Annotated in this window: 16 protein-coding genes; 12 read left to right on the top strand and 4 right to left on the bottom strand. The window is 72.3% G+C overall.

Features of this window, described 5'->3' with window-relative positions; translation table 11 throughout:
• Positions 1-77: 77 nt before the first annotated feature.
• The 9 genes from BKI49_RS04825 to BKI49_RS04865 all read left to right on the top strand — a co-directional run bounded on the left by BKI49_RS04825 (position 78) and on the right by BKI49_RS04865 (position 12,692).
• Positions 78-899 carry an IclR family transcriptional regulator gene (locus tag BKI49_RS04825; protein ID WP_095932945.1) on the top strand — a complete coding sequence of 274 codons (822 nt, stop codon included), beginning with the start codon at positions 78-80 and terminating at the stop codon, positions 897-899.
• 456 nt (positions 900-1,355) lie between these two features.
• Positions 1,356-2,441 carry an S-(hydroxymethyl)mycothiol dehydrogenase gene (locus BKI49_RS04830; protein WP_095932946.1) on the top strand — a complete coding sequence of 362 codons (1,086 nt, stop codon included), beginning with the start codon at positions 1,356-1,358 and terminating at the stop codon, positions 2,439-2,441.
• Positions 2,438-3,058, top strand: a complete 621-nt coding sequence (locus BKI49_RS04835) for an MBL fold metallo-hydrolase (RefSeq protein ID WP_095932947.1) — start codon at positions 2,438-2,440, stop codon at positions 3,056-3,058. Before BKI49_RS04830 ends, BKI49_RS04835 begins: the two co-directional genes overlap by 4 nt.
• A gap of 34 nt (positions 3,059-3,092) precedes the next feature.
• Positions 3,093-5,555 carry a GcvT family protein gene (locus BKI49_RS04840; protein ID WP_095932948.1) on the top strand — a complete coding sequence of 821 codons (2,463 nt, stop codon included), beginning with the start codon at positions 3,093-3,095 and terminating at the stop codon, positions 5,553-5,555.
• A gap of 20 nt (positions 5,556-5,575) precedes the next feature.
• Positions 5,576-6,730, top strand: a complete 1,155-nt coding sequence (solA, locus tag BKI49_RS04845; protein WP_095932949.1) for an N-methyl-L-tryptophan oxidase — start codon at positions 5,576-5,578, stop codon at positions 6,728-6,730.
• 11 nt (positions 6,731-6,741) lie between these two features.
• Positions 6,742-7,887, top strand: a complete 1,146-nt coding sequence (locus BKI49_RS04850) for an aromatic ring-hydroxylating oxygenase subunit alpha (RefSeq protein ID WP_095932950.1) — start codon at positions 6,742-6,744, stop codon at positions 7,885-7,887.
• On the top strand, positions 7,880-9,340 hold the full coding sequence (locus tag BKI49_RS04855; RefSeq protein ID WP_095932951.1) for an aldehyde dehydrogenase family protein: 1,461 nt from the start codon (positions 7,880-7,882) through the stop codon (positions 9,338-9,340). Before BKI49_RS04850 ends, BKI49_RS04855 begins: the two co-directional genes overlap by 8 nt.
• 219 nt (positions 9,341-9,559) lie before the next feature.
• Positions 9,560-11,125 carry an APC family permease gene (locus BKI49_RS04860; protein ID WP_095932952.1) on the top strand — a complete coding sequence of 522 codons (1,566 nt, stop codon included), beginning with the start codon at positions 9,560-9,562 and terminating at the stop codon, positions 11,123-11,125.
• A 16-nt stretch (positions 11,126-11,141) separates the two neighbouring features.
• Positions 11,142-12,692, top strand: a complete 1,551-nt coding sequence (locus BKI49_RS04865; RefSeq protein ID WP_095932953.1) for a GMC family oxidoreductase — start codon at positions 11,142-11,144, stop codon at positions 12,690-12,692.
• A 92-nt stretch (positions 12,693-12,784) separates the two neighbouring features.
• Here the strand turns inward: BKI49_RS04865 and BKI49_RS04870 are convergent, their stop codons facing one another.
• The 4 genes from BKI49_RS04870 to BKI49_RS04890 form a co-directional block, all read right to left on the bottom strand.
• Positions 12,785-17,497 (bottom strand): hypothetical protein, encoded by a 4,713-nt coding sequence (locus BKI49_RS04870; RefSeq protein WP_095932954.1) that lies wholly within the window; start codon positions 17,495-17,497, stop codon positions 12,785-12,787.
• A gap of 37 nt (positions 17,498-17,534) precedes the next feature.
• On the bottom strand, positions 17,535-18,413 hold the full coding sequence (locus tag BKI49_RS04875) for a hypothetical protein (protein WP_095932955.1): 879 nt from the start codon (positions 18,411-18,413) through the stop codon (positions 17,535-17,537).
• Positions 18,414-18,641: 228 nt separating this feature from the next.
• Positions 18,642-20,168, bottom strand: a complete 1,527-nt coding sequence (locus tag BKI49_RS04885; protein ID WP_095932957.1) for a hypothetical protein — start codon at positions 20,166-20,168, stop codon at positions 18,642-18,644.
• Positions 20,169-20,262: 94 nt separating this feature from the next.
• Complete coding sequence (locus BKI49_RS04890) at positions 20,263-20,967, bottom strand: GntR family transcriptional regulator (protein WP_095932958.1); 705 nt, start codon at positions 20,965-20,967, stop codon at positions 20,263-20,265.
• Between the two features lie 400 nt (positions 20,968-21,367).
• Here BKI49_RS04890 and BKI49_RS04895 point away from each other — a divergent pair, with 400 nt between their 5' ends.
• From BKI49_RS04895 to BKI49_RS04905, 3 genes are read left to right on the top strand one after another with little or no spacing between them, the layout of a single operon-like run.
• Positions 21,368-22,687 (top strand): MFS transporter, encoded by a 1,320-nt coding sequence (locus BKI49_RS04895; protein ID WP_095932959.1) that lies wholly within the window; start codon positions 21,368-21,370, stop codon positions 22,685-22,687.
• A 14-nt stretch (positions 22,688-22,701) separates the two neighbouring features.
• Positions 22,702-23,544: a putative hydro-lyase gene (locus BKI49_RS04900; protein ID WP_095933140.1), complete on the top strand. Its 843-nt coding sequence runs from the start codon at positions 22,702-22,704 to the stop codon at positions 23,542-23,544.
• A gap of 38 nt (positions 23,545-23,582) precedes the next feature.
• Entirely contained in the window at positions 23,583-24,341 is a 759-nt protein-coding gene (locus BKI49_RS04905; protein WP_095932960.1) for a LamB/YcsF family protein, read from the top strand.
• The last annotated feature ends 68 nt before the right edge of the window (positions 24,342-24,409 follow it).

Below are 24,409 nucleotides of genomic sequence, written 5' to 3' on the forward strand. Positions count from 1 at the left end.
GCGCGGGGGTCCCGTCACGTCAAGGGCTTCCCGCAGATGCGGCCCAAACAGGGCCGTCAGGTGGTGAGAGTTGAGCTATGACCCGCACTCAGAAGCAGGCTGAGCACGCCGAGGAGACGTCCGACAAGCCCGGCGGCAGGGGCGCGGGCAGCGCCGTTCAGTCGGTGGACCGTGCCGTGAGCGTCCTCGAGATCCTCGCCCGGCTCGGCGAGGCAGGAGTCACCGAGATCGCCGAGGAACTGGACGTGCACAAGTCCACCGCGTTCCGACTGCTGGGGGTGCTGGAGAACCGCGGCCTCGTGGCCCAGGCCAAGGACCGGGGGAAGTACTACCTGGGGGCCGCCGTGCTGCGCCTCGCCGGGGCGGCGGCCGTGCGTCTCGACATCTCCCAGGAGGGCGTCCCGGTCTGCCGCGAACTCGCCGACGAGCTGGGCGAGACGGTCAACATAGCGGTGCTGGACGACGACGCCGCCGTCAACATCATGCAGGCCCGCGGCACCGCCTCGGTCACGGCGCAGAACTGGCTGGGCAGGCGCACCCCCTTGCACGCCACCTCCAGCGGCAAGGTGCTGGCCGCGCACATGCCGCCCACCCTGCGCGAGGGTCTGCTGGCGCGGCCGCTGCCCCGTTTCACCGAGCGCACGATCACGGGCCCCTCGTCGCTGCGCGCCGAGCTGGAGGCCGTGGTGGAACAGGGCTACGGGATCACCATCGAGGAGCTCGAGCTGGGACTCGCCGCGGTGGCGGCGCCCGTTCGGTCGCACGACGGCAAGGTGATCGCCGCGATCAGCGTGTCGGGTCCGGTGTACCGGCTGAACGCCGACCGGCTGCCGGAGCTGGCCAAGCGGACAGTGGCCGCCGGCGCGGACCTGTCGCGCCGCATGGGCTACGGCTTCTGAGCCCGACGACGGGCCGGCCGGGTTCCCGACGCGACGGCCGGGCCGACACCCGGCACCCGGTCCCGCCCCCTGAGCCGACCGACCCGGACCGGCCGACTCCGACCAGCCCACCGGACCGGCCGACTCCGACCGGCCGACCCGTCTTCCGGCGCGACGACGGGACCGGCCCCCTGCCCCTGAGCCAATCCCCCCTCGGCCAAGCCCATCCGCCCCCCGTCCCCACCCCTCTCCCGCGGCACCTACCGCGCCGTCCGTCACCCCTGAGTCGCCCCACCACCCCTGACGCGGGGCCGGGACTCCCCCGGTCCCGCGTCCCGTGTATCCGCCAGGTTTCGGGCGCCGCGTTCCTTTTGCCAAGGGTTAACTCCCACCCCTTGACGGCCCCGTGACGGCGTTCTCAGTATGTTCCTCATCGCGCAACCCATCGTGCATTGCGCAACAGCAGAGGAGCTTGTCGTGCCCCACGAGGTCCGTGCCGTAGTCGCTGTCAAGAAGGGCGCACCCGTCGAGGTGCAGACGATCGTCGTTCCCGATCCGGGACCGGGCGAGGTGCTCGTCGCGGTGCAGGCCTGCGGGGTCTGCCACACGGATCTGCACTATCGGGACGGCGCGATCAACGACGACTTCCCGTTCCTGCTGGGCCATGAGGCGGCCGGCACGATCGAGGCGGTCGGCGAGGGCGTCACCGACCTGGTCCCCGGCGACTACGTGGTCCTCGCCTGGCGCGCCCCCTGCGGCACCTGTCGCTCGTGCCGCCGTGGACGCCCCTGGTACTGCTTCGACTCCCGCAATGCCACGCAGCCGATGACGCTGCTCGACGGCACCCCGCTCAGCAACGCCCTCGGTATCGGCGCCTTCGCGGAGAAGACCCTGGTCGCCGCCGGGCAGGCGGTGAAGATCGACCCGGCCGCCCGGCCGGAGGCCGCGGGTCTGATCGGCTGCGGAGTGATGGCCGGATACGGCGCCGCGGTGAACACCGGGAACGTGGGGCGCGGGGACACGGTAGCCGTGATCGGCTGCGGCGGCGTCGGCAACGCGGCCATCGCGGGCGCCTGCCTCAACGGCGCCATGAAGGTCATCGCGATCGACATCGACGACAAGAAGCTCGACCAGGCGGAGAAGTTCGGCGCCACACACACCGTCAACTCCCGTGGCACGGACCCCGTCGAGGCCGTGCGCGCGCTCACCGACGGCTTCGGCGTCGACATCGCCATCGACGCAGTGGGCCGTCCGGAGACGTACAAGCAGGCCTTCTACATGCGCGACCACGCCGGTGTGCTCGTCCAGGTCGGTGTCCCCGACCCCGAGATGAGGATCGACCTCCCGCTGATCGACCTGTTCTCGCGCGGCGGCGCCCTCAAGTCGTCCTGGTACGGCGACTGCCTGCCGAGCCGCGACTTCCCCTTCCTCATCGACCAGTACCTGTACGGCCTGCTCGACCTCAACGCCTTCGTCAGCGAGACCATCTCCCTCGACCAGGTCGAGGAGGCGTTCGGGAAGATGCACCGCGGTGAGGTGCTGCGGTCCGTGGTGGTCCTGTGAGTCCCGAAGTCACCGTCCGGCGCGTGGTCACGTCCGGCACCTTCAGCCTCGACGGCGAGACCTTCGACGTCGACAACAACGTGTGGCTGATCGGCGACGACAAGGAAGTGCTGATCGTGGACGCGGCGCACGACGCGCGGGCGATCCACGCGGCCGTCGACGGCCGCAGGGTCACCGCCATCGTGTGCACGCACGCCCACGACGACCACATCGACGCGGCGGCCGAGCTCTCCGTGCTGACCGGCGCACCCGTCCTTCTCCATCCCGACGACTACGAGCTGTGGTCGTTCACGCATCCCGGCCGCAAGCCGGACGGCGAGCTGAGCGACGGCAGGATCCTCACGGTCGCCGGAATCGAGCTCCAGGTGATCCACACCCCCGGCCACACCTGGGGCAGTTGCTCGCTGTACGCGCCGTTCCTGGAGACGGTCTTCACCGGGGACACCCTGTTCCGGGGCGGGCCCGGTGCCACCGGCCGCTCCTACTCCGACCGGCCCACCATCGAGGCCTCCCTCCGCAACCGCCTGCTCACCCTCCCCGGCAGCACGGTCGTCCGCACCGGGCACGGCGAGGACACCACCATCGAGGCCGAACGGTCCCACGTCCCCACCCCTTGAGTACGTCCGCTCCCGCACCCCGGCAAGGAGGGGCATGTCCAGCACGCCCGCAACCCGCCCGCGCGGTCCCCGGGTCGTCGTCATCGGCGCCGGCATCGTCGGCTGCTCGCTCGCCGACGAACTGACCGCACGCGGGTGGACCGACGTCACCGTCCTCGAACAGGGGCCGCTGCCCGCGCCCGGCGGTTCCACCTCCCACGCACCGGGCCTGGTGTTCCGGACCAGCCCGTCCAAGACGCTCACGGAGTTCGCGCGGTACACCGTGGAGAAGTTCGGCTCCCTGTCGGTGGACGGCGTCTCCTGCTTCGACCAGGTCGGCGGTCTGGAGCTCGCGACCACGCCCGGGCGCCTGGCCGAGCTGCACCGCAGGGCGGGATACGCCGCGTCCTGGGGAGTGCGTGGCGAGATCGTCAGCGCCGCCCGCTGCAAGGAACTCTGGCCGCTCCTCGACGAGTCGGCGGTGCTCGGCGGCTTCCACACTCCGGACGACGGGCTGGCCCGCGCCCTGCTCGCGGCCCGCGCCCAGATGGAGCGCGCCGAGAGCCGGGGTGCCCGTTTCCTCGACCGCCACACGGTCACCGGCATCGAGCGGGAGGACGTCCGCGTCACCGCCGTCGTCACCGACCGCGGCTCCTTCCCCGCCGATCACGTCGTCTCCGCCGCCGGATTCTGGGGCCCGGTCATCGGGCGCATGGCCGGAGTCGACGTGCCCCTGCAACCCCTCGCGCACCAGTACGCGAAGACACGGCCGTTGTCCGAACTGGCCGGCGCCGTCGCCGAGGCGTCCCGGCCCATCCTCCGCTTCCAGGACCGCGACCTGTACTTCCGTGAGCACCACGACCGCATCGGCATCGGCAGCTACGCCCACCGGCCGCTGCCCGTCGACCCGTTCGCCGTCCTCGCCTACGACGAGGCGCGCGCGAACGACATGCCGATGCCGTCGTCGTACCCGTTCACCGCCGAGGACTGGGCCCCGAGCTGGGACGACTGCCGCCGACTGCTGCCCGCCCTGCGCTGGGCGGAGGTCGAGGAGGGCTTCAACGGCGTGTTCTCCTTCACACCGGACGGCATGCCCGTCCTGGGCGAGTCCCGTGAACTGCGCGGTTTCTGGCTGGCCGAGGCCGTCTGGGTCACCCACTCCGCGGGGGTGGCGAAGGCGGTCGCCGAATGGATGGTCGACGGGCGCGCGTCCCTCGATCTGCACGAGTGCGACCTCACGCGTTTCGAGGACGCGCAGCGTTCACCGTCGTATGTGCGTGAACGCGGTTCACAGCAGTTCGTCGAGGTGTACGACGTCCTGCACCCCCTCCAGCCGATGGAGCAGCCGCGTCCCTTGCGCGTCAGCCCCTTCCACGCCCGGCAGCAGGAGCTCGGCGCGTATTTCCTGGAGGGGGGCGGCTGGGAGCGCCCGCACTGGTACGAGGCGAACGCCCCGCTCGCGGACGGCCTGCGCCTGCCGGAGCGTGACGCCTGGTCGGCCCGCTACTGGTCCCCTATCGCGGCGGCCGAGGCGAAGGCGACCCGTGAGAAGGTCGCCCTGTACGACATGACGCCGCTGCGCAGGCTGGAGGTCACCGGCCCCGGCGCCCTCGGCTTCCTCCAGCGCATGACGACCAACAACCTGCGCAAGAAACCCGGAGCGGTCACCTACACGCTGCTGCTCGACGAGACCGGCGGCGTGCGCTCCGACCTGACCGTCGCACGCCTCGCCCCCGACCGATTCCAGGTGGGCGCCAACTCCCCCGCCGACCTGGACTGGCTGATCCGCCACGCACCCGGCGACGTACACCTCCGCGACATCACCTCCGGCACCTGCTGCATCGGCGTGTGGGGGCCGTTCGCCCGCGACCTCGTCCAGTCGCTGACGCAGGACGACTTCTCGCACGAGGGCTTCGGCTACTTCCGGGCCAAGCAGACCCACCTCGGCCATGTCCCGGTCACCGCCATGCGGTTGAGCTACGTCGGCGAGCTGGGGTGGGAGCTGTACACCACCGCCGACCTGGGGCTGCGGCTCTGGGACACGCTGTGGGAGGCGGGGCAGCCGCACGGCGTGATCGCCGCGGGGCGCTCGGCCTTCAACTCCTTGCGCCTGGAGAAGGGTTACCGCGCCTGGGGCGTCGACATGACGGACGAGCACAACCCGTACGAGGCGGGCGTGGGGTTCGCCGTCCGCATGGACAAGGACGGCTTCGTCGGCCAGGAGGAGCTCCAGGGCCTCGCCGGGACGGAACCCGCGCGCAGGCTCACTCCGCTGCTCCTCGACGATCCCGCCTCCGTCGTCCTCGGCAAGGAACCCGTCTACGTCGGCGGCACCCCCGCCGGCTACGTCACCAGCGCCTCCTACGGCTACACGCTCGGCCGCTGCGTCGCGTACGCCTGGCTGCCCTCCCTGGCGACGGGTACCGGCGTGCACATCGAGTACTTCGGCGAGAAGGTTCCCGCGACCGTCGCCGAAGAGCCCCTCTTCGACCCGAAGATGACCCGCATCCGCCGCTGACACGCCCTCAGGAGGCCTTCGTGTCCCCCACCTACGACGTGATCGTGATCGGTCTCGGCGGCATGGGCAGCGCCGCCGCCCACCACCTGTCCGCGCGCGGTGCGCGTGTGCTCGGTCTGGAGAAGTTCGGCCCCGTGCACAACCGAGGCTCCAGTCACGGCGGTTCGCGCATCACCCGGCAGTCCTACTTCGAGGACCCGGCGTACGTGCCGCTGCTGCTGCGCGCGTACGAACTGTACGAGGAGCTGGAGCGGGAGACGGGACGCGACATCGCCAGCCTCTGCGGCGGTGTCATGGTCGGTCCCCCGGACTCCCGGACGGTCTCCGGCTCGCTGCTCTCGGCCCGGCAGTGGGACCTGCCGCACGAGATGCTGGACGCCGCCGAGATCCGCCGCCGTTTCCCGACGCTCGCCCCGCACGACGACGAGGTCGCGCTCTACGAGGCGCGCGCCGGCTTGCTACGCCCCGAGAACACCGTCGCCGCCCACCTCCAGCTCGCCACCCGGCAGGGCGCCGACCTGCACTTCGAAGAGCCGATGACGCGCTGGGAGCCGTACCGCGACGGAGTGCGCGTCCACACGGCCGAGAACACCTACACCGCCGGCCAGTTGGTGATCTGTCCCGGCGCGTGGGCACCGCAGCTGCTCACCGACCTCGGTGTGCCGTTCCGGATCGAGCGGCAGGTCATGTACTGGTTCCAACCGCGCGGCGGCACCGAGCCGTTCGTCCCCGACGCCCATCCGATCTACATCTGGGAGGACGCGGCCGGCGTCCAGGTCTACGGCTTCCCCGCCATCGACGGCCCGGACCTGGGCGCCAAGGTCGCCTTCTTCCGCAAAGGTGTCGAGTGCACCCCGGAGACCATCGACCGGACCGTGCACGACGAGGAGGTGCGGGCCATGGCCGGCCGCATGTCCCGCTGCATCCCCGACCTGCCCGGCCGCTTCCTCAAGGCCGCCACCTGCATGTACTCCAACACTTCCGACGAGCATTTCGTCATCGCCCGGCATCCCGCGCACCCGGAGTCCGTCACCGTCGCCTGCGGATTCTCCGGACACGGCTTCAAGTTCGTGCCGGTCGTCGGCGAGATCCTCGCCGACCTCGCGCTGAAGGGCACCACCGAGCACCCCATCGGCCTGTTCGACCCCAGCCGCCTCGCCGCCGCGCCCGCCTGAGGAGTCCGCACGTGACGACGATCCCCGTGTCCCCGTCCCCCCTCTCGCCCAGCCTGATCGCCACCCTCCCGGGGCGCTACTACACCGATCCGGAGATCTTCCGGCAGGAGCAGGAGCGACTCTTCGAGTCGATGTGGTTCTGCGCCGTCCGCTCCGCCGACCTGGCGAAGCCCGGCGCGTTCCGCACCGTGCAGGTCGGCCGCGAGAGCGTCCTCGTCACCCGTTCCCGCACGGGTGAGCTGCGCGCCTTCCTGAACATCTGCCGCCATCGCGGGGCCCGGTTGTGCACCGAGGAATCAGGGGAGGTCCGCCGGAGTCTCCAATGCCCGTACCACGCCTGGACGTACGACCTCGACGGCAGGCTCGTCGCCGCGCCGAACCTGACGAAGATGCCGGACGTCGACCGCGCCGAGTACGGCCTGGTCACGGTCGCCCTCCGCGAGTGGCTGGGGTACGCCTGGGTGTGCCTGGCCGACGAACCGCCCTCCTTCGAGGAGACCGTGACGGGCGCGGCCGTCGAACGGCTCGGCGACGCGGCGGCCATCGAGCACTACGGCACCGAGAACCTGGCGCTCGGCCGCCGCATCACGTACGACGTGAAGGCGAACTGGAAGCTGATCGTCGAGAACTTCATGGAGTGCTACCACTGCGCGACGATCCACCCCGAACTCACCGACGTGCTGCCGGAGTTCGCCGACGGATACGCGGCCCAGTACTACGTGGGCCATGGCGCCGAGTTCGGCGAGGGGATCAAGGGGTTCACGGTCGACGGCGGCGAGGGCTTCGCCCGGCTCCCCGAGGTCTCCGACGACCAGGACCGCCGTTACTACGCGATCACCGTGAAGCCGACGGTCTTCATCAACCTCGTCCCGGACCACGTCATCCTGCACCGCATGTTCCCGCTCGCCGAGGACCGCACGGTCGTCGAGTGCGACTGGCTGTACGCGCCGGAGGTCGTCGCGTCCGGCGCGGACATGTCCAGGTCGGTGGAGCTCTTCCACCGCGTGAACGAGCAGGACTTCGCGGCCTGCGAGCGGACCCAGCCTGCGATGGCGTCGCGGGCGTACCGCAGGGGCGGCGTGCTGGTCCCCACCGAGCACCACATCGGCATCTTCCACGAGTGGCTGACGACGCAGCTGGGAGGCCCGCATGCCTGACCTGTTCATCGACGGTTCCTGGCGGGGCGCGCTGGACGGGCGCACCCGGGAGATCCGCTGTCCCGCCGACGGCTCCCCGGTCGGCGTCGTCGACGAGGCGGGCGGCAAGGACACGGCCGACGCGATCGCCGCCGCGCGCCGCGCCTTCGACGATGGACCGTGGCCCGCGACCGCGCCCGCGGACCGAGGCGATCTGCTGCTGCGTGTCGCCGGCCTGCTCGTGCGCGACAAGGACGCGCTCGCCCGCGCCGAGTCCCTCGACACCGGCAAGCGGCTCGTCGAGAGCGAGTACGACATCGACGACGTCGCGAACTGCTTCCGCTACTTCGGCCGGCTGGCCGCCGCCGAGGCCGGCCGGGTCGTCGACACGGGCTCGGCGGCCGTCGACAGCCGTGTCGTGTACGAGCCGGTCGGGGTCTGCGCGCTGATCACACCGTGGAACTACCCACTGCTGCAGACCGCGTGGAAGGTCGCGCCTGCCCTCGCGGCGGGCAACACCTTCGTCCTCAAGCCGAGCGAGCTCACCCCGCACACGGCGATCCGTCTGATGCGCCTCCTCGACGAGGCGGGGCTCCCGCCGGGCGTCGCCAACCTGGTGCTGGGCGCGGGTCCGGAGGCGGGCGCCCCCCTCGCCGACCATCCGGACGTGGACCTCGTCTCGTTCACCGGCGGCCTCGGGACCGGCCGTCGGCTGATGGCCGCGGCGGCCGGGACGGTCAAGAAGGTCGCCCTGGAACTCGGCGGCAAGAACCCCAACATCGTCTTCGCGGACGCCGACTTCGAGACGGCGGTCGACATGGCGCTGACGGCCGTCTTCCTGCACTCCGGGCAGGTCTGCTCGGCGGGCGCGCGGCTCCTGGTCGAGGACGCGCTGCACGACCGGTTCGTCGACGAGGTGGTGCGGCGTGCCGGGCGGATCCGGCTCGGCGGGCCGTTCGACGAGCGCGCGCAGACCGGTCCGCTGATCTCGGAGGCGCACCGCTCCAAGGTCGAGGCGTACGTCGCCCGGGGCCTCGCGGAAGGTGCGGTGCTGCGCTGCGGCGGGGCCCGTCCCGAAGGGCTCGACGAGGGGTTCTACTACCTGCCGACGGTGCTGGACGAGTGCACCGGCGGCATGTCGGTGGTCCAGGACGAGTCGTTCGGGCCCGTGCTCACCGTGGAGCGCTTCGGCGGCGAGGCCGAGGCGGTGCGGCTCGCGAACGACACGGTCTACGGTCTCGCGGGCGCGGTCTTCACCACCGACGAGGCCAAGGCCCGGCGGGTCGCGGCCCGGCTGCGCCTCGGCACGGTGTGGATCAACGACTATCACCCGTACGTCCCGCAGGCCGAGTGGGGCGGTTTCAAGCAGTCCGGCTCCGGGCGCGAGCTCGGGCCGTCCGGCCTCGCCGAGTACCGCGAGGCCAAGCACATCTGGCGGAACACCGACCCGTCCCCGCAGGGGTGGTTCGCCTGACGTCGCCCTGACGCCACAATGCGCACCACACACGCACGACACCGTGTACGACCATGCGCACCACCCCGCACGGCACACGGCGCACCGCACCGCGCACCATCCCGCACACCGCACCGCGCACCATCCCGCACACCGCACCGCGCGCAGTCCCCGCACCGGTCCCGGCATCCGCAGGAGCCGCTCCCTCATCCCTCCCCCAGGCCCACCTGGAGTCCGCTCATGACGACAACCGAGCAACCGACAGACCCACAGGGTCACGACGACGCCGAACTCGCCGAGTTCGGCTACAAGCCCGAACTCAAACGCACCCTGGGCAACTTCCACACGTTCGCCGCCGGCATCAGCTACATCTCCATCCTCACCGGCACCTTCCAGCTCTTCTACTTCGGCTACGGCAGCGGCGGCGCCGCCTACTGGTGGTCCTGGCCGATGGTCTTCTTCGGCCAGTTCATGGTCGCGCTCTGTTTCGCGGAACTCGCGGCCCGCTATCCGGTCGCGGGCTCGGTCTACAACTGGTCGAAGAAGATAGGCAATCCGCACCTCGGCTGGCTCGCCGGCTGGATGATGCTGATCGCCTCCATCGTGTCGATCTCGGCCGTGGCGCTCGCCTATCAGCTCACGCTGCCCCAGATCTCCGACGTCTTCCAGTTCGTCGGCGACGGCACCGGCACGTACGACGTCGCCACCAACGCGGTGGTCCTGGCGACCGTGCTCATCCTGTTCACGACCCTGGTGAACGCCTTCGGTGTGAAGCTGATGGCCACCATCAACAGCGCCGGCGTCTTCATCGAGCTGATCGCCACCGTCGTCCTCATCGTGCTGTTCGCCGTCCACATCACGCGAGGCCCGCAGGTCGTCACGGAGACCGCCGGTACGGGAGCCGGTCATTCCACGGGCTACCTGGGCGCGTTCCTCGTGGCCTCGCTGGCGTCCGCGTACGTGATGTACGGCTTCGACACGGCCGCCTCGCTCGGCGAGGAGTCCCTCGACCCGTCCCGCAACGCCCCGCGCGCCATCATCCGCGCCATCGTCGCCTCGTTCATCCTCGGCGGACTCGTGCTGCTGCTGGCGCTGATGAGCGTCTCCAGCCTCAAGGGCGACAAGCTGTCCACGGACGGCCTCCAGTACATCGTGCTCGACGTGCTCGGTCCGACGGCGGGCAAGGCGATGCTGTGGTGCGTGCTCATCGCCGTCACCGTCTGCGCGCTCGCCGTGCACACCGCGGCCATCCGGCTGGCCTTCGCGATGGCCCGGGACAACAATCTGCCCGCGTCCGCCCTGATGGCGCGGGTCAGTCCGCGGTTCAAGACCCCGGTGCTGCCCGCGGTGATCATCGGTGTCCTGGCGGTGGCGATCCTCGTCGTCAACATCCGCCAGCCGCAGATCTTCACCGTCGTCACCAGCATCGGCATCATCATGATCTACCTCGCCTATCTCGGCGTCACCGCGCCGATGCTGGTGGCCAGGCTGCGCGGCACCTGGCAGCCGGCGGGCGAGGGCCGGTTCAGCCTGGGCCGCTGGGGCCTGCTCGTCAACATCGTCGCCGTGGTGTGGGGCGCGGCCATGACGCTCAACCTGATCTGGCCCCGCGCCTCCGTGTACAACGCCGCCGCGCCCTTCCACTGGTACCTGCGCTGGGGCGCGGTGCTGTTCGTCGCCGTCATCGCGGGCGGCGGCTTCGCCTACTACTGGTTCGTCCAGCGGCACCGGACCGGTGTGCTCGCCGAGCACCGGTTGGAGTCACCGGCCGCCACGTCTCCCCTCGCCGCCCCCACGGCCGACTGAAGGAGGTCACCCGCTCATGAGCATCGACGAGTTCGACTATGTGGTGGTCGGCGGCGGCACCGCCGGGAACGTGGTGGCCGCCCGGCTCTCCGCGGACCCGTCCGTCACCGTGTGCGTCCTGGAGGCCGGTCCCAGCGACGTCGGCGACGACAGCGTCCTCAAACTGGAGCGCTGGATGGGCCTGTTGGAGTCCGGCTACGACTGGGACTACCCCGTCGAGCCGCAGACGAGCGGCAACAGCTTCATGCGGCACGCCCGCGCGAAGGTGCTCGGCGGCTGTTCCTCCCACAATTCGTGCATCGCCTTCTGGGCCCCCGCGGAGGATCTCGACGACTGGGCGGCCGCCGGGTGTACGGGCTGGAGCGCGGCCGAACTCTTCCCGCTCTACCGGCGGCTGGAGTCGAACGACGCGCCGGGAGACCACCACGGCCGCAACGGCCCGGTCAAGCTGCGCACGCTCAAGGGCGAAGACCCCTGTGGTGCGGCGCTGTTGGAGGCGTGCGCGCAGGCGGGCATCCCGACCGCCGCGTTCAACACCGGAACGACCGTGATCCGCGGCGCCAACTGGTTCCAGATCAACTCCGACGAGAACAACATCAGGCAGTCCTCGTCGGTCGCCTACCTCCACCCGGTCATGGGCAAGCGCCCGAACCTGGAGGTGCGCACCGGGGTGCGGGCCAAGAAGCTCGTGCTCGACGGCCGCCGCTGCGTGGGCGCGGAGTACCTCGACCCGGACCTGGTCCACACCCGGACGGTGCGCGCCCGCCGCGAGGTGATCGTGTCCTGCGGATCCATCGACACCCCCAAGCTGCTGATGCTGTCCGGCATCGGGCCGGCCGGGCATCTGCGCGAGGTGGGCGTGGAGGTGGTCGTGGACGCGGCCGGAGTGGGCGAGAACCTCCAGGACCACCCGGAGGGCGTCATCATGTGGGAGGCCCGGCAGCCGATGACCACCACGTCCAGCCAGTGGTGGGAGGCGGGCATCTTCTACGACACCGAACCGGGCCTGGACCGTCCGGACTTGATGTTCCACTACGGCTCGGTGCCGTTCGACATGAACACGGCCCGGCACGGCTTCCCCACGTCGGAGAACGCCTTCTGTCTGACGCCGAACGTCACGCGCGCGAAGTCACGCGGCACCGTGCGGCTGCGCACCCGTGACTACCGGGACAAACCGATGGTCGATCCGCGCTACTTCACGCACGAGCACGACGTGCGGGTGATGACGTACGGCCTGAGGCTGGCCCGCCGGATCGCCGGGCAGCCGGCGCTGAGCGGCTGGACGGGCGCGGAGCTGGCGCCCGGTCCCGACGTGCGCACGGACGACGAACTGCTCGACTACATCCACAAGACCCACAACACCGTCTACCACCCGTCGTGCACGGTGAAGATGGGTGCGGACGACGACGCGTCGGCGCCGCTCGACGCGCGTCTGCGGGTCAAGGGGATCGCGGGTCTGCGGGTGGCGGACGGCTCGGTGATGCCGGACCTCATCTCCGTCAATCCGTGCATCACGACGATGATGATCGGCGAGAAGTGCGCCGACCTGCTGAAGGAAGACGCCTGACGGCACCTCCGTGAGCGGGGCGTCCGCGAGGCCTCCCGTCGTCGGCACCGGGGAGCCGCGCGCCGGCCTGGCGCGCGGCTCCCCGGTGCCCCTCAGGGCTGCGGAGTGCTCGGCGCGGGACGCTTGTACATCCGCGTCGCCGTGATCTCGCTGTGCACGGCCTCCCCCGCCTGTGCCTGCTGCGGCAGTCCCGGCCGCAGGTGCTCCTCCACGCTGATGTACTTCAGGCCGGCACGCAGGTCGGCGTCGTTGCGCAGCCGGATCACCAGCGGGAACTCGGCGAGCGCCGTCGTGTCGAACAGGCCCGTGGTGTACAGGAGCTGGACGCCGAGCGCGTCCGAGACGGCCCGCTGGAGCTCCAGCAGGTACGTCGCGTTGGCGCGGCCGATGGGGTTGTCGAGGAAGAGCGTGCCGGCGTGGCGGTGCTTGTCGCGGCCACGGTCGTTGCTGCGCAGCGCGGCCATCGTGCAGTACAGGGCGATGGCCGCCGTAAGCAGCTGTCCGCCGGAGAAGACGTCGCCCATCTGCCCGACCGGGACACGCTCGGCGCGCAGCACGGCGTCCGGCTTGAGGATCTCGACGGCGATGCCCTTCGGCTGCAGTGCCGCGCTGACTCCGCGCAGCAGCAGCGACATGCCGTCGCGGCGCATGTCCGAGTTCTTCCTGACCGCCGCGCGGGTCGCCTCGTCGACGACCTCGCCGAGCCGCTCGGTGAGCGTGGCCTGATCGGGCTCCTCGAAGCGGATCCGCAGGAACTCCTGTCCGGACCACTCGCCGAGCCCTTCGGGGAGACGGGACAGCCGCTGCGCGGACCGCAGGGTGGCGAGCGACGACTCCACGAGCCCGCGCAGTCGGTCCACGATCGAGTCGCGGTTGCGCTCCAGCTGTGCCAGCTCGTCGGTCAGCACCCGCAGCCGGGGCGCGAACGCGTCCGCCCACTTCTGCGCGTGCTCCGGCAGCGCGGCGGCGGGAAGCTCGCGGATCTGCTGCCGTGCGGGGGTGCGCACCTGCTCGTACCGCGTGGAGTTGGCATGCCGTACGAGGACGTCACCGGCTTCGCGGACGGCGGACTCGGCTGCGGACAGGTCGGCGGCGCAGCCACGCAGCGAGCGGCGGGTCTCGGCAGCGGAGTGACGTGCCTCTTCGAGCGTGCCGGGGTAGGGCTCGGACTCCTCCTGCTCCTCGTCGGCGTGCTCGCGCAGGAGATCCCTGAGCAGGGCGGACGTCTCGTCGAAGCCGCCGGCCGCGTCCTCGGCGGCGCGGTGGGCGGCGAGCAGTTCGGCATGGGCCTCGCGGGCCTGCTCCAACGCCTCGACACGGGAGGTCAGTTCGCCCATGGCTGTGCGCAGCAGGCTCTGCGCGTGCTCGGCGTCGCGGGGCAGCAGTTCCTCGGGCAGCCGGGTGTGGGCCTCGCCGTCCTCGGGCGCGTGCCGCTCGGCCTCGCCGCGCAGTCGTCCGAGCTGCTCGCTCGCGGTCGACATGCGGGTCTCCAGGAGCTGCACGAGCTCCTCGGCACGGGCGGCGGCGGCCTGCCGGGAGGGACCGTCGGAGCCGTCGGGCGATTCGAGGAGCTGGGCCGCGCGCGTGCGTACCTTGTTGCTGAGCCGGTCCAGTTCGGCGAGCGCGGCGCTCTCGTCGCTCTCGGCGCGGGCCTGCTCGGCGCGCAGGTCGGCGCCGACGCCGACCTTCTCGTACAGCTGGGACGCGGCGCGGTAGGCCTCGCGCAGCGCGGGCAGCGGGGACTGCGACGCTGCCGTCCCGTCCTCCGGTACGTCATCGGGGGCGCCGGCGATCTCCGCGCGCTCGGCGCGCAGCGCGCGGGCCGTGCGCCGGGCGTCGTCGGCGGCGCGCTGGGCGGCACGGCGATCCTCGTCGGCGGCGCGGGCGCGCTCCAGGCAGACCTGGGCGCGAGCTTCCGACTCCGCGGCCTCGTCGGCGAGTTCACGGACCTTGACCTGCCAGCCGGCGCGCTCACGCAACCGGAACGCGAGCCCGGCGAGCGCGTCGGCGGCGCGCCGGGCACGCTGCGCGGCCTCCTGGCGTTCGTCGCGCACGTGGGCCGCTTCGGCCGCGGCCTCGTCGGCCTCCGCCCGGACGGTGCGGGCCTCGGCCAGCTCCGCCTCGGCCTCGTCGGCGAACGCACGGGCTTCCCCCGCGGCCGTCGCGAGCTCGGCGAGCCGCCCGGCCGGGCATCCGGTGCGCCACGACGCGAGGCGTGCCGCCAGCTCGCGGTCCTTGGCGAGCCGCCCGGCCAGGACGCGGATCTCCTCGTCCCGCTGGGTGGCGCGGCTGCGCAGCGTCTGCCGCTCCTCGTCGGCGGCGTGCTCGTCGTGCATGGCCGGGTTCGGCGGTACGAGGAAGACTCCGCCGTCTCCCGCGTCGGGGGCCGGGGTGGGGGCGAGCAACGCGGCGGCGGTGCCGACGGCCACGGCCGAACGGGGCAGCAGCGCGGCGTCGCCGAGCACCTCTCGGGCCCGTGCGTGCGTGTCCGGGTCGGTGATGATCACACCGTCGACCAGCTCCGGGCGGGCGGCGAGCACGCGCGCGTGGTCGGCGGGGTCGACGGCCTGGGCGAGATAGCGCCAGCCGGGCAGGGCGGGGATGCCGTGTTCGCCGAGGTACTCCACGGTGGCGAGCACGTCGGGGCCCGGCGGCAGCAGGCCGCCGTCACCGAGGGCGCCGAGAATGCGCGCGTCGTCCGCGGCGGCGGTCCGCAGCTCGAACAGCTGCCGCTCGGCGGCGGCGACCCCGTCGTCGAGGAGCTCGCGGAGCTCGTCGGCGTAGTGGTCCAACTCGTGTGGGGCCAGGGGGCTTTCGGCCGTGTCCCAGGTGTCGTCCGCGCCGCTCCGCCCCGCCGCGGCACCGTCTTCCTTGCCGTGGCCGACACCGCTGCGGGCGTCCCCGGCCGCGCTGTCGCCGGTGCGGGGTACGGGCACGGTGCCGCGGACCGTGCGGGCGGCGGCCGGCAGACCGAGCAGCTCGGCCAGCCGCTCCTCCTGGGCCATCGTCTCCGCCGTACGGCGCTCCGCCTCGTGGGACCGCTCGGCCGCCGTGGCGGCGTCCGCCGCGCGTGCGGCCGTCAGTTCCGCGCGGGACTCGGCGGAGGCCGCCTCGCGGGCGTGCTCAAAGGCGCGGCGCGCGGCCTCGCGGGCGGTGTCCCAGGAGGCGACGGCCGTCTTCTCGGCGTCGCTGGCGGCGAGCGCGGCGCGGGCCGGGTCGGCGTCCGGGGCGCTGTCGTCGAGCCAGCCGGCGCGCACCGCCTCGGCGGTCTCCTGCTCGACCTCGGCGAGGCGCTGGCGCAGATGCCCGACCTCGCTGCGGGCGCGCTGAGCCGCGGTCGCCGCGGCGGTCGAGTCCGCGTAGGCCGTCTCGCCGACCTCCTGGAGACCGGCCGAGCGCTCCTCCTCCTCGTTGGCGAGGGTCTCGGCGCTCTCGGCGGCGCGGTGCAGGGCGCGGACCAGGTCGACGGCGGCCTTGGCGCGCGCGGCGAGCGCGGGCGCGGCGTCGCGTTCGGCCTCCCGGATCGCGGCGGCCACGCGCGCGGAGCGGTCGGCGGCCGCGCGATGCCGCAGCACGGCCTCGGCGGCCTGCCACGCGGAGTGCAGGGTGCGCGCGTCGGCGAGCTCGCGCTTCTGTGCCGTCGCGGACTTCTCGGCTCCGGCCAGCGCCAACGAGGCGTGCCGGTAGGCGAGTTCGGCGGCGATCAGGGCGCTGCGCTCGCGGGCACCCTCGGCGTGGGTGACGGCGTACGCGGCGGCGGTCACGCGCTGGGCGAGCTCCCCGGCCCGCACGCGCTCCTGCACGGCACGCGCGGACAGCCGGCGTGCCAGTGTCCGGGTGCGCCGCTCCGCGCCCGCGTGGATGTCACGCGCGCGTGCGCGCGCCTCGCTGACCTCGACGATCCGCCCGAGGAGTTCGACGGAGCCGGCCGTGAAGTCGCGCTCGGCGATGAGTTCGGCGCGGCGCCCCAGCTTGTTGCCGAAGCCGCCGACCAGGTCGGCGAGTCCGTCGGTGTCCCGGGTGTCGGTGACCGCGCGGAGCAGCAGGTCGGTGAAGTCGGAGTCCTTCTTGACCGCGAAGAGGCCGGCGGCCTCACCCTCGTCGGCGTTCATCTCCCGCTGGTAGCGGAAGAGTTCGGGGTCCAGACCCAGGTCGCCGAGGTGTTCGTTCCACCGGTCGTGGATCTCCTCCCAGTGCACTTCGAGGTGCGGGTACGCCTTGCCGGCCTCGGTGATCGCGTCCCGGAAGCCCTTCATGGTGCGGCGTCGTCCCTGTGCCCCGGACGCGCCCTCCACGGGTGGGCGCACTGCGGTGGACTCGGCGACGGGCAGATTGTCCAGGCTCAGTCCGGGGCCGGGCCGGAAGGAGTACCAGGCCTCGGCGAACTTCCGCGGGTCGTTGGAGACCTGCCGGCCGCGCCATTCGCTGGCCTTGCCGACCACGACGCACTCGCCGGTCAGCGTGTGCTGCCACTCCAGCGCGACGTGCCCGCAGTCGTCGGCGAGCAGGAACTTGCGCAGGACGCCGGAGCTGGCGCCGCCGAGGGTGTTGCGGTGGCCGGGGAGCATCACGGAGAAGATCAGCTTGAGCAGCACCGACTTGCCGCCGCCGTTCTCCAGGAAGAGCACGCCCGCGGGAGCGGGCCGACGCGGCGGCCCCACCGGCTCCTCCTCGAAGAACTCCGCCTGGATGGGCGCGGGGTCGGGCACGGGCTCGCCGACACCCCGCAGGTCCAGCACGGTGTCGGCGTAGCGCGCACCGGCAGGCCCGATGGAGTAGAGGCGGACCCGGGACAGCTCGTACATGGCGGCGGACTCTCGTAGTCGTGAGGGGGTGAGTCGGTCAGGAGTGGAAAGGCAGTCCGGCTTCGGCGGCCAGCTCGAGGTCGTCGGTGTCCTCGGTGGGCATCAGGGTCGCGGTGCCGTCGGTCACCGGGACGACGCCCAGTTCCAGGAGCTCGGCCATGGCCGCGCTGCCCGCCATGTCGCGGACCTGGAGCTGATAGCGGGCCGTGGTGCGGTACGTGCCTCCTGCGTCGTCCCCGGTGCGCTGGAGGAATCCCGAGTCGGTGAGGAAGGCGGCCGCCTTGCCGACGATGCCGGTGGTCGAGCCGGCCAGTCGTCTCGCGTCCTTGGTGGCGCCGGTGGAGCTGCGGCGCGCCCAGATCCGCCAGGCCGCCTCCAGACCCGGGGCGTCCGTCGCCGGGTCGGTGTTCTCGCCCTGGTCGCCCGCCCGCTCCTCCAGGCGCCTGCAGGCCTGTCGGACGAACGCGTCGACGCCGTTGACCGAGACGCGTCCGATGTATCCGTCGTCCGCGAGATCCTCGGGGCGGGGGAAGGCGAGGGCGGCGACCGCGAGGTGGGCGAGCCCGTGCAGGAAGCGGTCGCCTGAGTCGGCCGACGCGCGGCGGGCGTAGTCGCCCATCCGGACGGCGAACACGGAGTCCTCGGCGGCGGTCACCGCCATCCCCGCGCGCGGGGACACCTCCAGCACGACCAGCCCGAGTCCGGCGGCCACGGCGTCGGCGAGCCGTGCGAACGGCGGGTCCTCGCGGTACCGGCGCAGCAGCTCGGTGTACTCCTGGTCGCGGGCGGGCTGGAGCTTGGGCTGCAGCCCGAAGGCGACGAGCCGCGCCGCGTCGGCGGCGTCGGCCGGGGTGACGGGGGCGTGCGCCGGAGCGGCGGTGGCCTCCGCTTCACTCCACTCGACGTGCTCGGTCACGGCTGGGGCTCCTTGGTCGGGGTCTGCTTCATCACGTACGTCAATGTCAGGGGGCTGTCGCCCGGTGTCTCGTGCGGCTTGCGCCGGGCCGGGGGTCCGGTCCGGGCCGGGCCGCTCGCGCGGCTCCCGGCCGGCGTCCCGCGGGCTCCGTCGCGGGGCCCGGCGCCATGTCCGGCCGGGGTCAGGCGGGCGTCGGTCCGGTCCCGCGCCCGGCTGCGGTCCGGCATCTCATGCGGCTTCCGTGCGGTCCGCCGCCATCCCCGCCGCGTCCAGCAGGGCGGTGCCGACGATGAGGTCGGCGCCGCCGAACTCCGGATCGTCCAGCTCCGTGCCGTCGTCCACCGCGAAGAGCAGCTTCTCCTCGCCCTGTCGGTAGGCGGTGCCGACCGGCGGGCTGGCCGCGTGGACGGCCAGCAGCGCGACCAGGTAGGGCAGTTCGGGGTCGCGGCGGCGGGCTTCGGCGAGGAGACCGGACAGGCGGCGCGGCGCGTCCGCGGGCAGGTCGAGCAGCTCCCTCGCGGAGGCGAGCTGCTCCTCACTGAACCGGCTGTCGTCCGGCGTGGCGATCAGATCGGGCTCGGGCATCTCGGCGCCGAGGTGCTCCCGCTCCAGAGGCGGGGTCAGGAGCAGGTCGACGAGATCCCCGACGCGTACGGCGACGGGGGTGCGCAGCCCCGTCCCGCGGGCGAAGAAGGCGTCGGTGACGCGCAGCGCCTGCTCCACCGGCAGGGGCAGTACGGGGGCGACGAGATGTCCGTACAGGTCGATGCCGGACGTCGTCATCGGGGTCGCGAAGGCCTGCCGGTCCTGCTCCGCGCGGAACAGGGGACCCGCCTCCAGCAGCCGGGACTGGAGCTGGGTGTGCCTGCGGATGCAGTCCTTGACGATGTCGACGAGCTCGGCGGCCCGCCGCTTGTGCTCGGGGTCCTCGGACTCGTCCCGGGCCTTGCGGATGTTGGTGAGGATCGCGTTCTCGTGGCGGTACCGGTCGGCCACGTGGTCCAGCGCCTCGGCGATCATGTCCGGGACGGCCTGGAGCCAGTCGACGGCCCGCACATTGCGGCGGGTCGCGTCCAGCGCCCGGCGGAGCGTCTCGGAGTACTGCACGGTGCGGTAGCGGGCCTGCTCGGCGGCGAGCTGGGCGTCCGCGAGCCGACCCCTGCTGATCAGCACCTCCAGCTTGACCTCGGCGGCGATCTGCGCGCTGGTGACGTCGGTGTCGAGGGCGCCGACGAGGACGTTGACCGCTTCGTCGGTCGTACGGAGGTAGACGCTGCCGCCGTATCCGGGCACCTCCTCGATCAGCTTGAAGTCGTAGTCGCGGCGGACGTAGGAGCCGTCGGGCGCGAAGGTGCCGTACACCGCGCGGAAGCCGCGGTCGACGCTGCCGACGTTGATCAGGTTCTCCAGGACCCAGCGGGCCACGCGCTCGTGCTCGGCGACGGGCCGCCGCGGGGCCTGCGCGGCGATGCGCGGGATGAGCCTGGCCACTATCTGGTCGTGGTCGGCGCCCGTGTCGAAGTCCATGTTGAGTGTGACGAGGTCGATGGCGGCGAGGGCGATCTCCGCCATTCCGTAGACCGTGTACTCACCCGCGAGGTTCGCCTTGCGTGCGTCGAGGTCGTGCAGCGGCGCGGTGCAGGCGAGCGCGCGCAGACGCCGCGCCAGGCCCTCGTCGGCGGCCGGGCCCGGTGCCGGGCGCGGCCCCGCGCTGAGCTGGGGCGGAACGCTGTCCGTCGATGCAGGCGAAGTCACGGTGCACAGACTAGGTCCTCGGTCTGACAACGGTCGAAACGACGCAGATGCGACCGGCGGTCACGACGGGCGCGGGGGTGGCCCCCCGGCCCGGTCAGGCGGTGCCCTGCGCCGCGTCGGCCACCCGCCGCCCGTACACCTCGACGAGTCCTCTGAGCGAGTCGTCGAGGTAGACGGAGAGCAGTCGCTCGGCGCCGTCCCGGTCGCCGTCCTGGAGGGTGCGGAGGATGTCGCGGTTACGGACGAGGTAGGGCTCGTGCAGCCGCCGGGGGTCGTCCACCACGTGGAAGGCGAGGCGGAGTTCTGCGAAGACGCTGCGCATCAGCTCGTCGGTGCGGTCGCTCCCGGCGAGCGCCACCAGTTCCCGGTGGAAGTGGATGTTGGCGGTGGAGACGCCCTTCCAGTCGCCTTCGCGCGCCGCCCGCTGTCCGTCGGCGACGGCGTGGGCGAGGCCGTCCACGGCGTACGGCGGCTCGCCGAGGCCCCGGACCACGGCGCACTCGACGAGGGAGCGGGTGCGGTAGATGTCCTCGACGTCGTCGACGGTCAGCACCCGCACGAAGACGCCGCGGTTGAGTTCGTGGACCAGCAGCCGTTCGTGCGTGAGCAGCCGGAAGGCCTCCCGCAGGGTGTTGCGGGAGACGCCGAGCGCCCCGCCGATGCTGTCCTCGGACAACCGCGTGCCGGGCGGGAAGAACCCGTCGGCGATACGGCTCCTGAGGATGTCCGAGACCCGCTCGGCGGTGCTGGTGCGGCCCAGCAGGGCGCGATCGTCGGCCAGTCCCGTCAGCTCTGCCATGCCCGGAATTCAATCGCAGATACAAGAACGAAACAACATGGGTATTGAGGGATCGTTCAACGATCCTCTACCTTGACGGTCAGGCGTCATCCGCTCGGCTTCACCGCACCACCCGAACAATCGCGGACAAATCACCCATAACCGCATAGGTGTTGCTCGTACGGCTGCGGACGCATTTCCAGCGCAGCCACGAACCGCACACGCACGCACCTGCTCGCACGACCGCACACGCCAGGCAGCAGGACTCACACACGCCAGGCCGCAGTACTCGCACCCGCACCGCCCGCACGACCGCGCACGGCAGGCCGCCGACCCGCACACGCACCGCTCCGGCGTCCGCCGTCCGCGCGCCGCACCGCTCAGCCCCAAGCACCCTCCGTCCCCTCACTGTGAGGTGCCCATGAGCACAACCCCTCCGTCCCAGGCCCTGACCCCCGACGCCCGGCCGGGCGCACCCGAACCCGCCGATCAGGACGGCGCGTTCGGCTGGCTGCGGGCGCTCGGCCCGCGGGGCCGCCGCGCCTTCGGCGGCGCCTTCGGCGGCTACGCCCTCGACTCGTACGACTACTTCACACTGCCGCTCAGCATGGTCGCGCTGGCCGCGTACTTCGGCCTGGACAGCGGCCAGACCGGCCTGTTCACCACGGTCACGCTGGTCGTCTCGGCGATCGGCGGCGCGGTCGCCGGTGTCGTCGCGGACCGCATCGGGCGCGTGAAGGCGCTGCTCCTCACCGTGGCCACCTACGCGGTGTTCACCGTGGCCTGCGGCTTCGCGCCCAACTACGAGACACTGCTGGTGTTCCGGGCCCTTCAGGGCCTCGGCTTCGGCGGCGAGTGGGCGGTCGGCGCGATCCTGGTCGCCGAGTACGCGAGCCCTCGCCACCGCGGCCGTACGCTCGGCGCGGTCCAGAGCTCCTGGGCCGTCGGCTGGGGGCTCGCGGTCGTCGTCTACACGCTGGTCTTCCAGTACGTCGACGACGACCTCGCCTGGCGCGTGATGTTCTGGACCGGCGCGCTGCCCGCACTGCTCGTCGTCTGGGTCCGCCGCAAGGTGCAGGACGCACCCGAGGCGGCCGCCCAGCGCGAGAAGAGCGCCCGGAAGGGCTCGTTCACCGCCATCTTCAAGCCCGCCGGCGCCGACGGTCCCGGCCTGCTGCGCACCACGTTCTTCGCGGTCCTGCTCTCCACCGGAGTCCAGGGCGGCTACTACACGCTGGCCACCTGGGTGCCCACCTACCTGAAGACGGAACGCGGTCTGTCCGTCGTCGGCACCGGCAGCTACCTCACGTTCCTGATCTCCGGGGCCTTCATCGGCTACCTCACCGGCGGTCACCTCACCGACAAGCTCGGCCGCAAGCGCAACATCCTGCTCTTCGCGATCCTCTCGGCGGCCTGCATCCTCGCGTACGCGAACATACCCAGCGGCGCCGACGACCTGCTCCTCGTGCTCGGTTTCCCGCTGGGCTTCTGCATGTCGGCCATCTTCAGCGGCTTCGGCTCGTTCCTGAGCGAGCTGTACCCGGCCGCGGTGCGCGGCACGGGGCAGGGCTTCACGTACAACACCGGGCGTGCCGTGGGCGCGGTCTTCCCCACCACCGTCGGTTTCCTGGCCGACAGTTGGGGTGTGGGCGGCGCGCTGGTCTTCGGCGCGATCGGCTACGCCCTCGCCGCGGTGGCCCTCCTCGGGCTCCCCGAGACGCGCGGGAAGGAACTCCTGTGAAGGACACCCTCCAGGTGCGCCCGTCGAGTCTCCCCGGCCGGCAACTCCCCGCAACGGGCGCGCCCGACCGCGACGGCCACGCGCACGCGTGGACGCCCGCAGAGGCGCGGGCCCGCTTCCGTTCGGGCCTGTCCGGCCCCACCGCGGGGGTCGCCGCGGGCCACACGCAGGCGAACCTCATCTCGGTCCCCGCCGACTGGGCGTACGAGATGCTGCTGTTCTGCCAGCGCAACCCCAAACCCTGCCCGGTGCTGGACGTCACCGACGCCGGTGCCTGGACCACTCCGCTCGCCGAGGGTGCCGACCTGCGCACCGACCTTCCGCGCTACCGGGTGTGGGAGCACGGCGAGTTGGTCGACGAGCCGACGGACGTGCTGGACCGCTGGCGTGACGACCTGGTGTCCTTCCTCATCGGGTGCAGCTTCACCTTCGAGTGGGCGCTGAGCGAGGCGGGGGTACCGATGCGCCACATCGAACAGGGCCGCAACGTCTCGATGTACGTGACGGCGCGTCAGTGCCGGCCCGCGGGGCGGCTGCACGGCCCGATGGTGGTGTCGATGCGCCCCGTCCCGCCCGAGCATCTGGCGGCGGCGATCAGGGAGAGCAGTCTGCTGCCCGCCGTGCACGGCGGGCCGGTCCACTGCGGTGAACCGTCGGGGCTGGGCGTCGAGGACCTCGCACGCCCCGACTTCGGCGATCCCGTGGACTTCGCGCCGGACGACATCCCGGTGTTCTGGGCGTGCGGTGTCACGCCCCAGGCTGCCGTGATGGCCTCCCGCCCCCCTTTCGCGATCACCCACGCACCCGGTCAGATGTTCCTCACGGACACCCGTGACGAGCAGTACCGCGTGGCGTGACGCGGCCCACGACGACCGAACAGGAGGGACCGCTCCCCATGACCCCGATCGATCTCAACGCCGACCTCGGCGAGGGCTTCGGCCGCTGGCGGCTGACCGACGACGAGCAACTGCTGTCCGTCGTCACCAGCGCCAACGTGGCCTGCGGCTTCCACGCCGGGGACGCGGCCACCATGCGGCGGGTGTGCGCGCTGGCGGCCGAGCGCGGCGTGCGGATCGGTGCCCAGGTCTCCTACCGGGACCTGGCGGGGTTCGGACGGCGCGCGATGGACGTGCCGTCGGACGAGCTGGCCGCCGAAGTGGCCTACCAGATCGGTGCCTTGGAGGTCTTCGCGCGCGCGGCCGGGGCACGTGTCGCGTACGTGAAGCCGCACGGCGCGCTCTACAACCGTGTGGTGCACGACGAGGAGCAGGCGGCGGCGGTCGTCGAGGGCGTCCGGCTCGCGGACGCCGCCCTGCCCGTCCTCGGCCTGCCGTCGTCCCGCTTCCTGAAACTCGCCGAACAGGCCGGGCTGCCCACCGCCACCGAGGCGTTCGCGGACCGCGCGTACACCGAGGAGGGCACGCTGGTGCCGCGGAGCCAGGACGGCGCGGTCATCACGGACGCCGAGGCCGTGGTCGAGCGCTCGGTGGGGCTGGCCCGCCTCGGTGAGGTGAGCGCCCTGTCCGGGACCCGCATCCCGGTCCGGGCACGCTCTCTGTGCCTGCACGGGGACACCCCGGGCGCGGTCGACCTGGCCCGCCGCGTGCGCGAACGCCTGGAGTCCTCCGGCGTCCGCGTGGAGGCGTTCGCATGACGGCCGCACCCCTCGGGGAAAGCACCGCCCCGTCCGCCGGGACCGGGATCGCGGCCCGGCCCCCGGGG

The sequence above is a fragment of the Streptomyces sp. Tue6028 genome (assembly GCF_002300165.1).
GTDB classification, from domain to species: Bacteria; Actinomycetota; Actinomycetes; order Streptomycetales; family Streptomycetaceae; genus Streptomyces; species Streptomyces siamensis.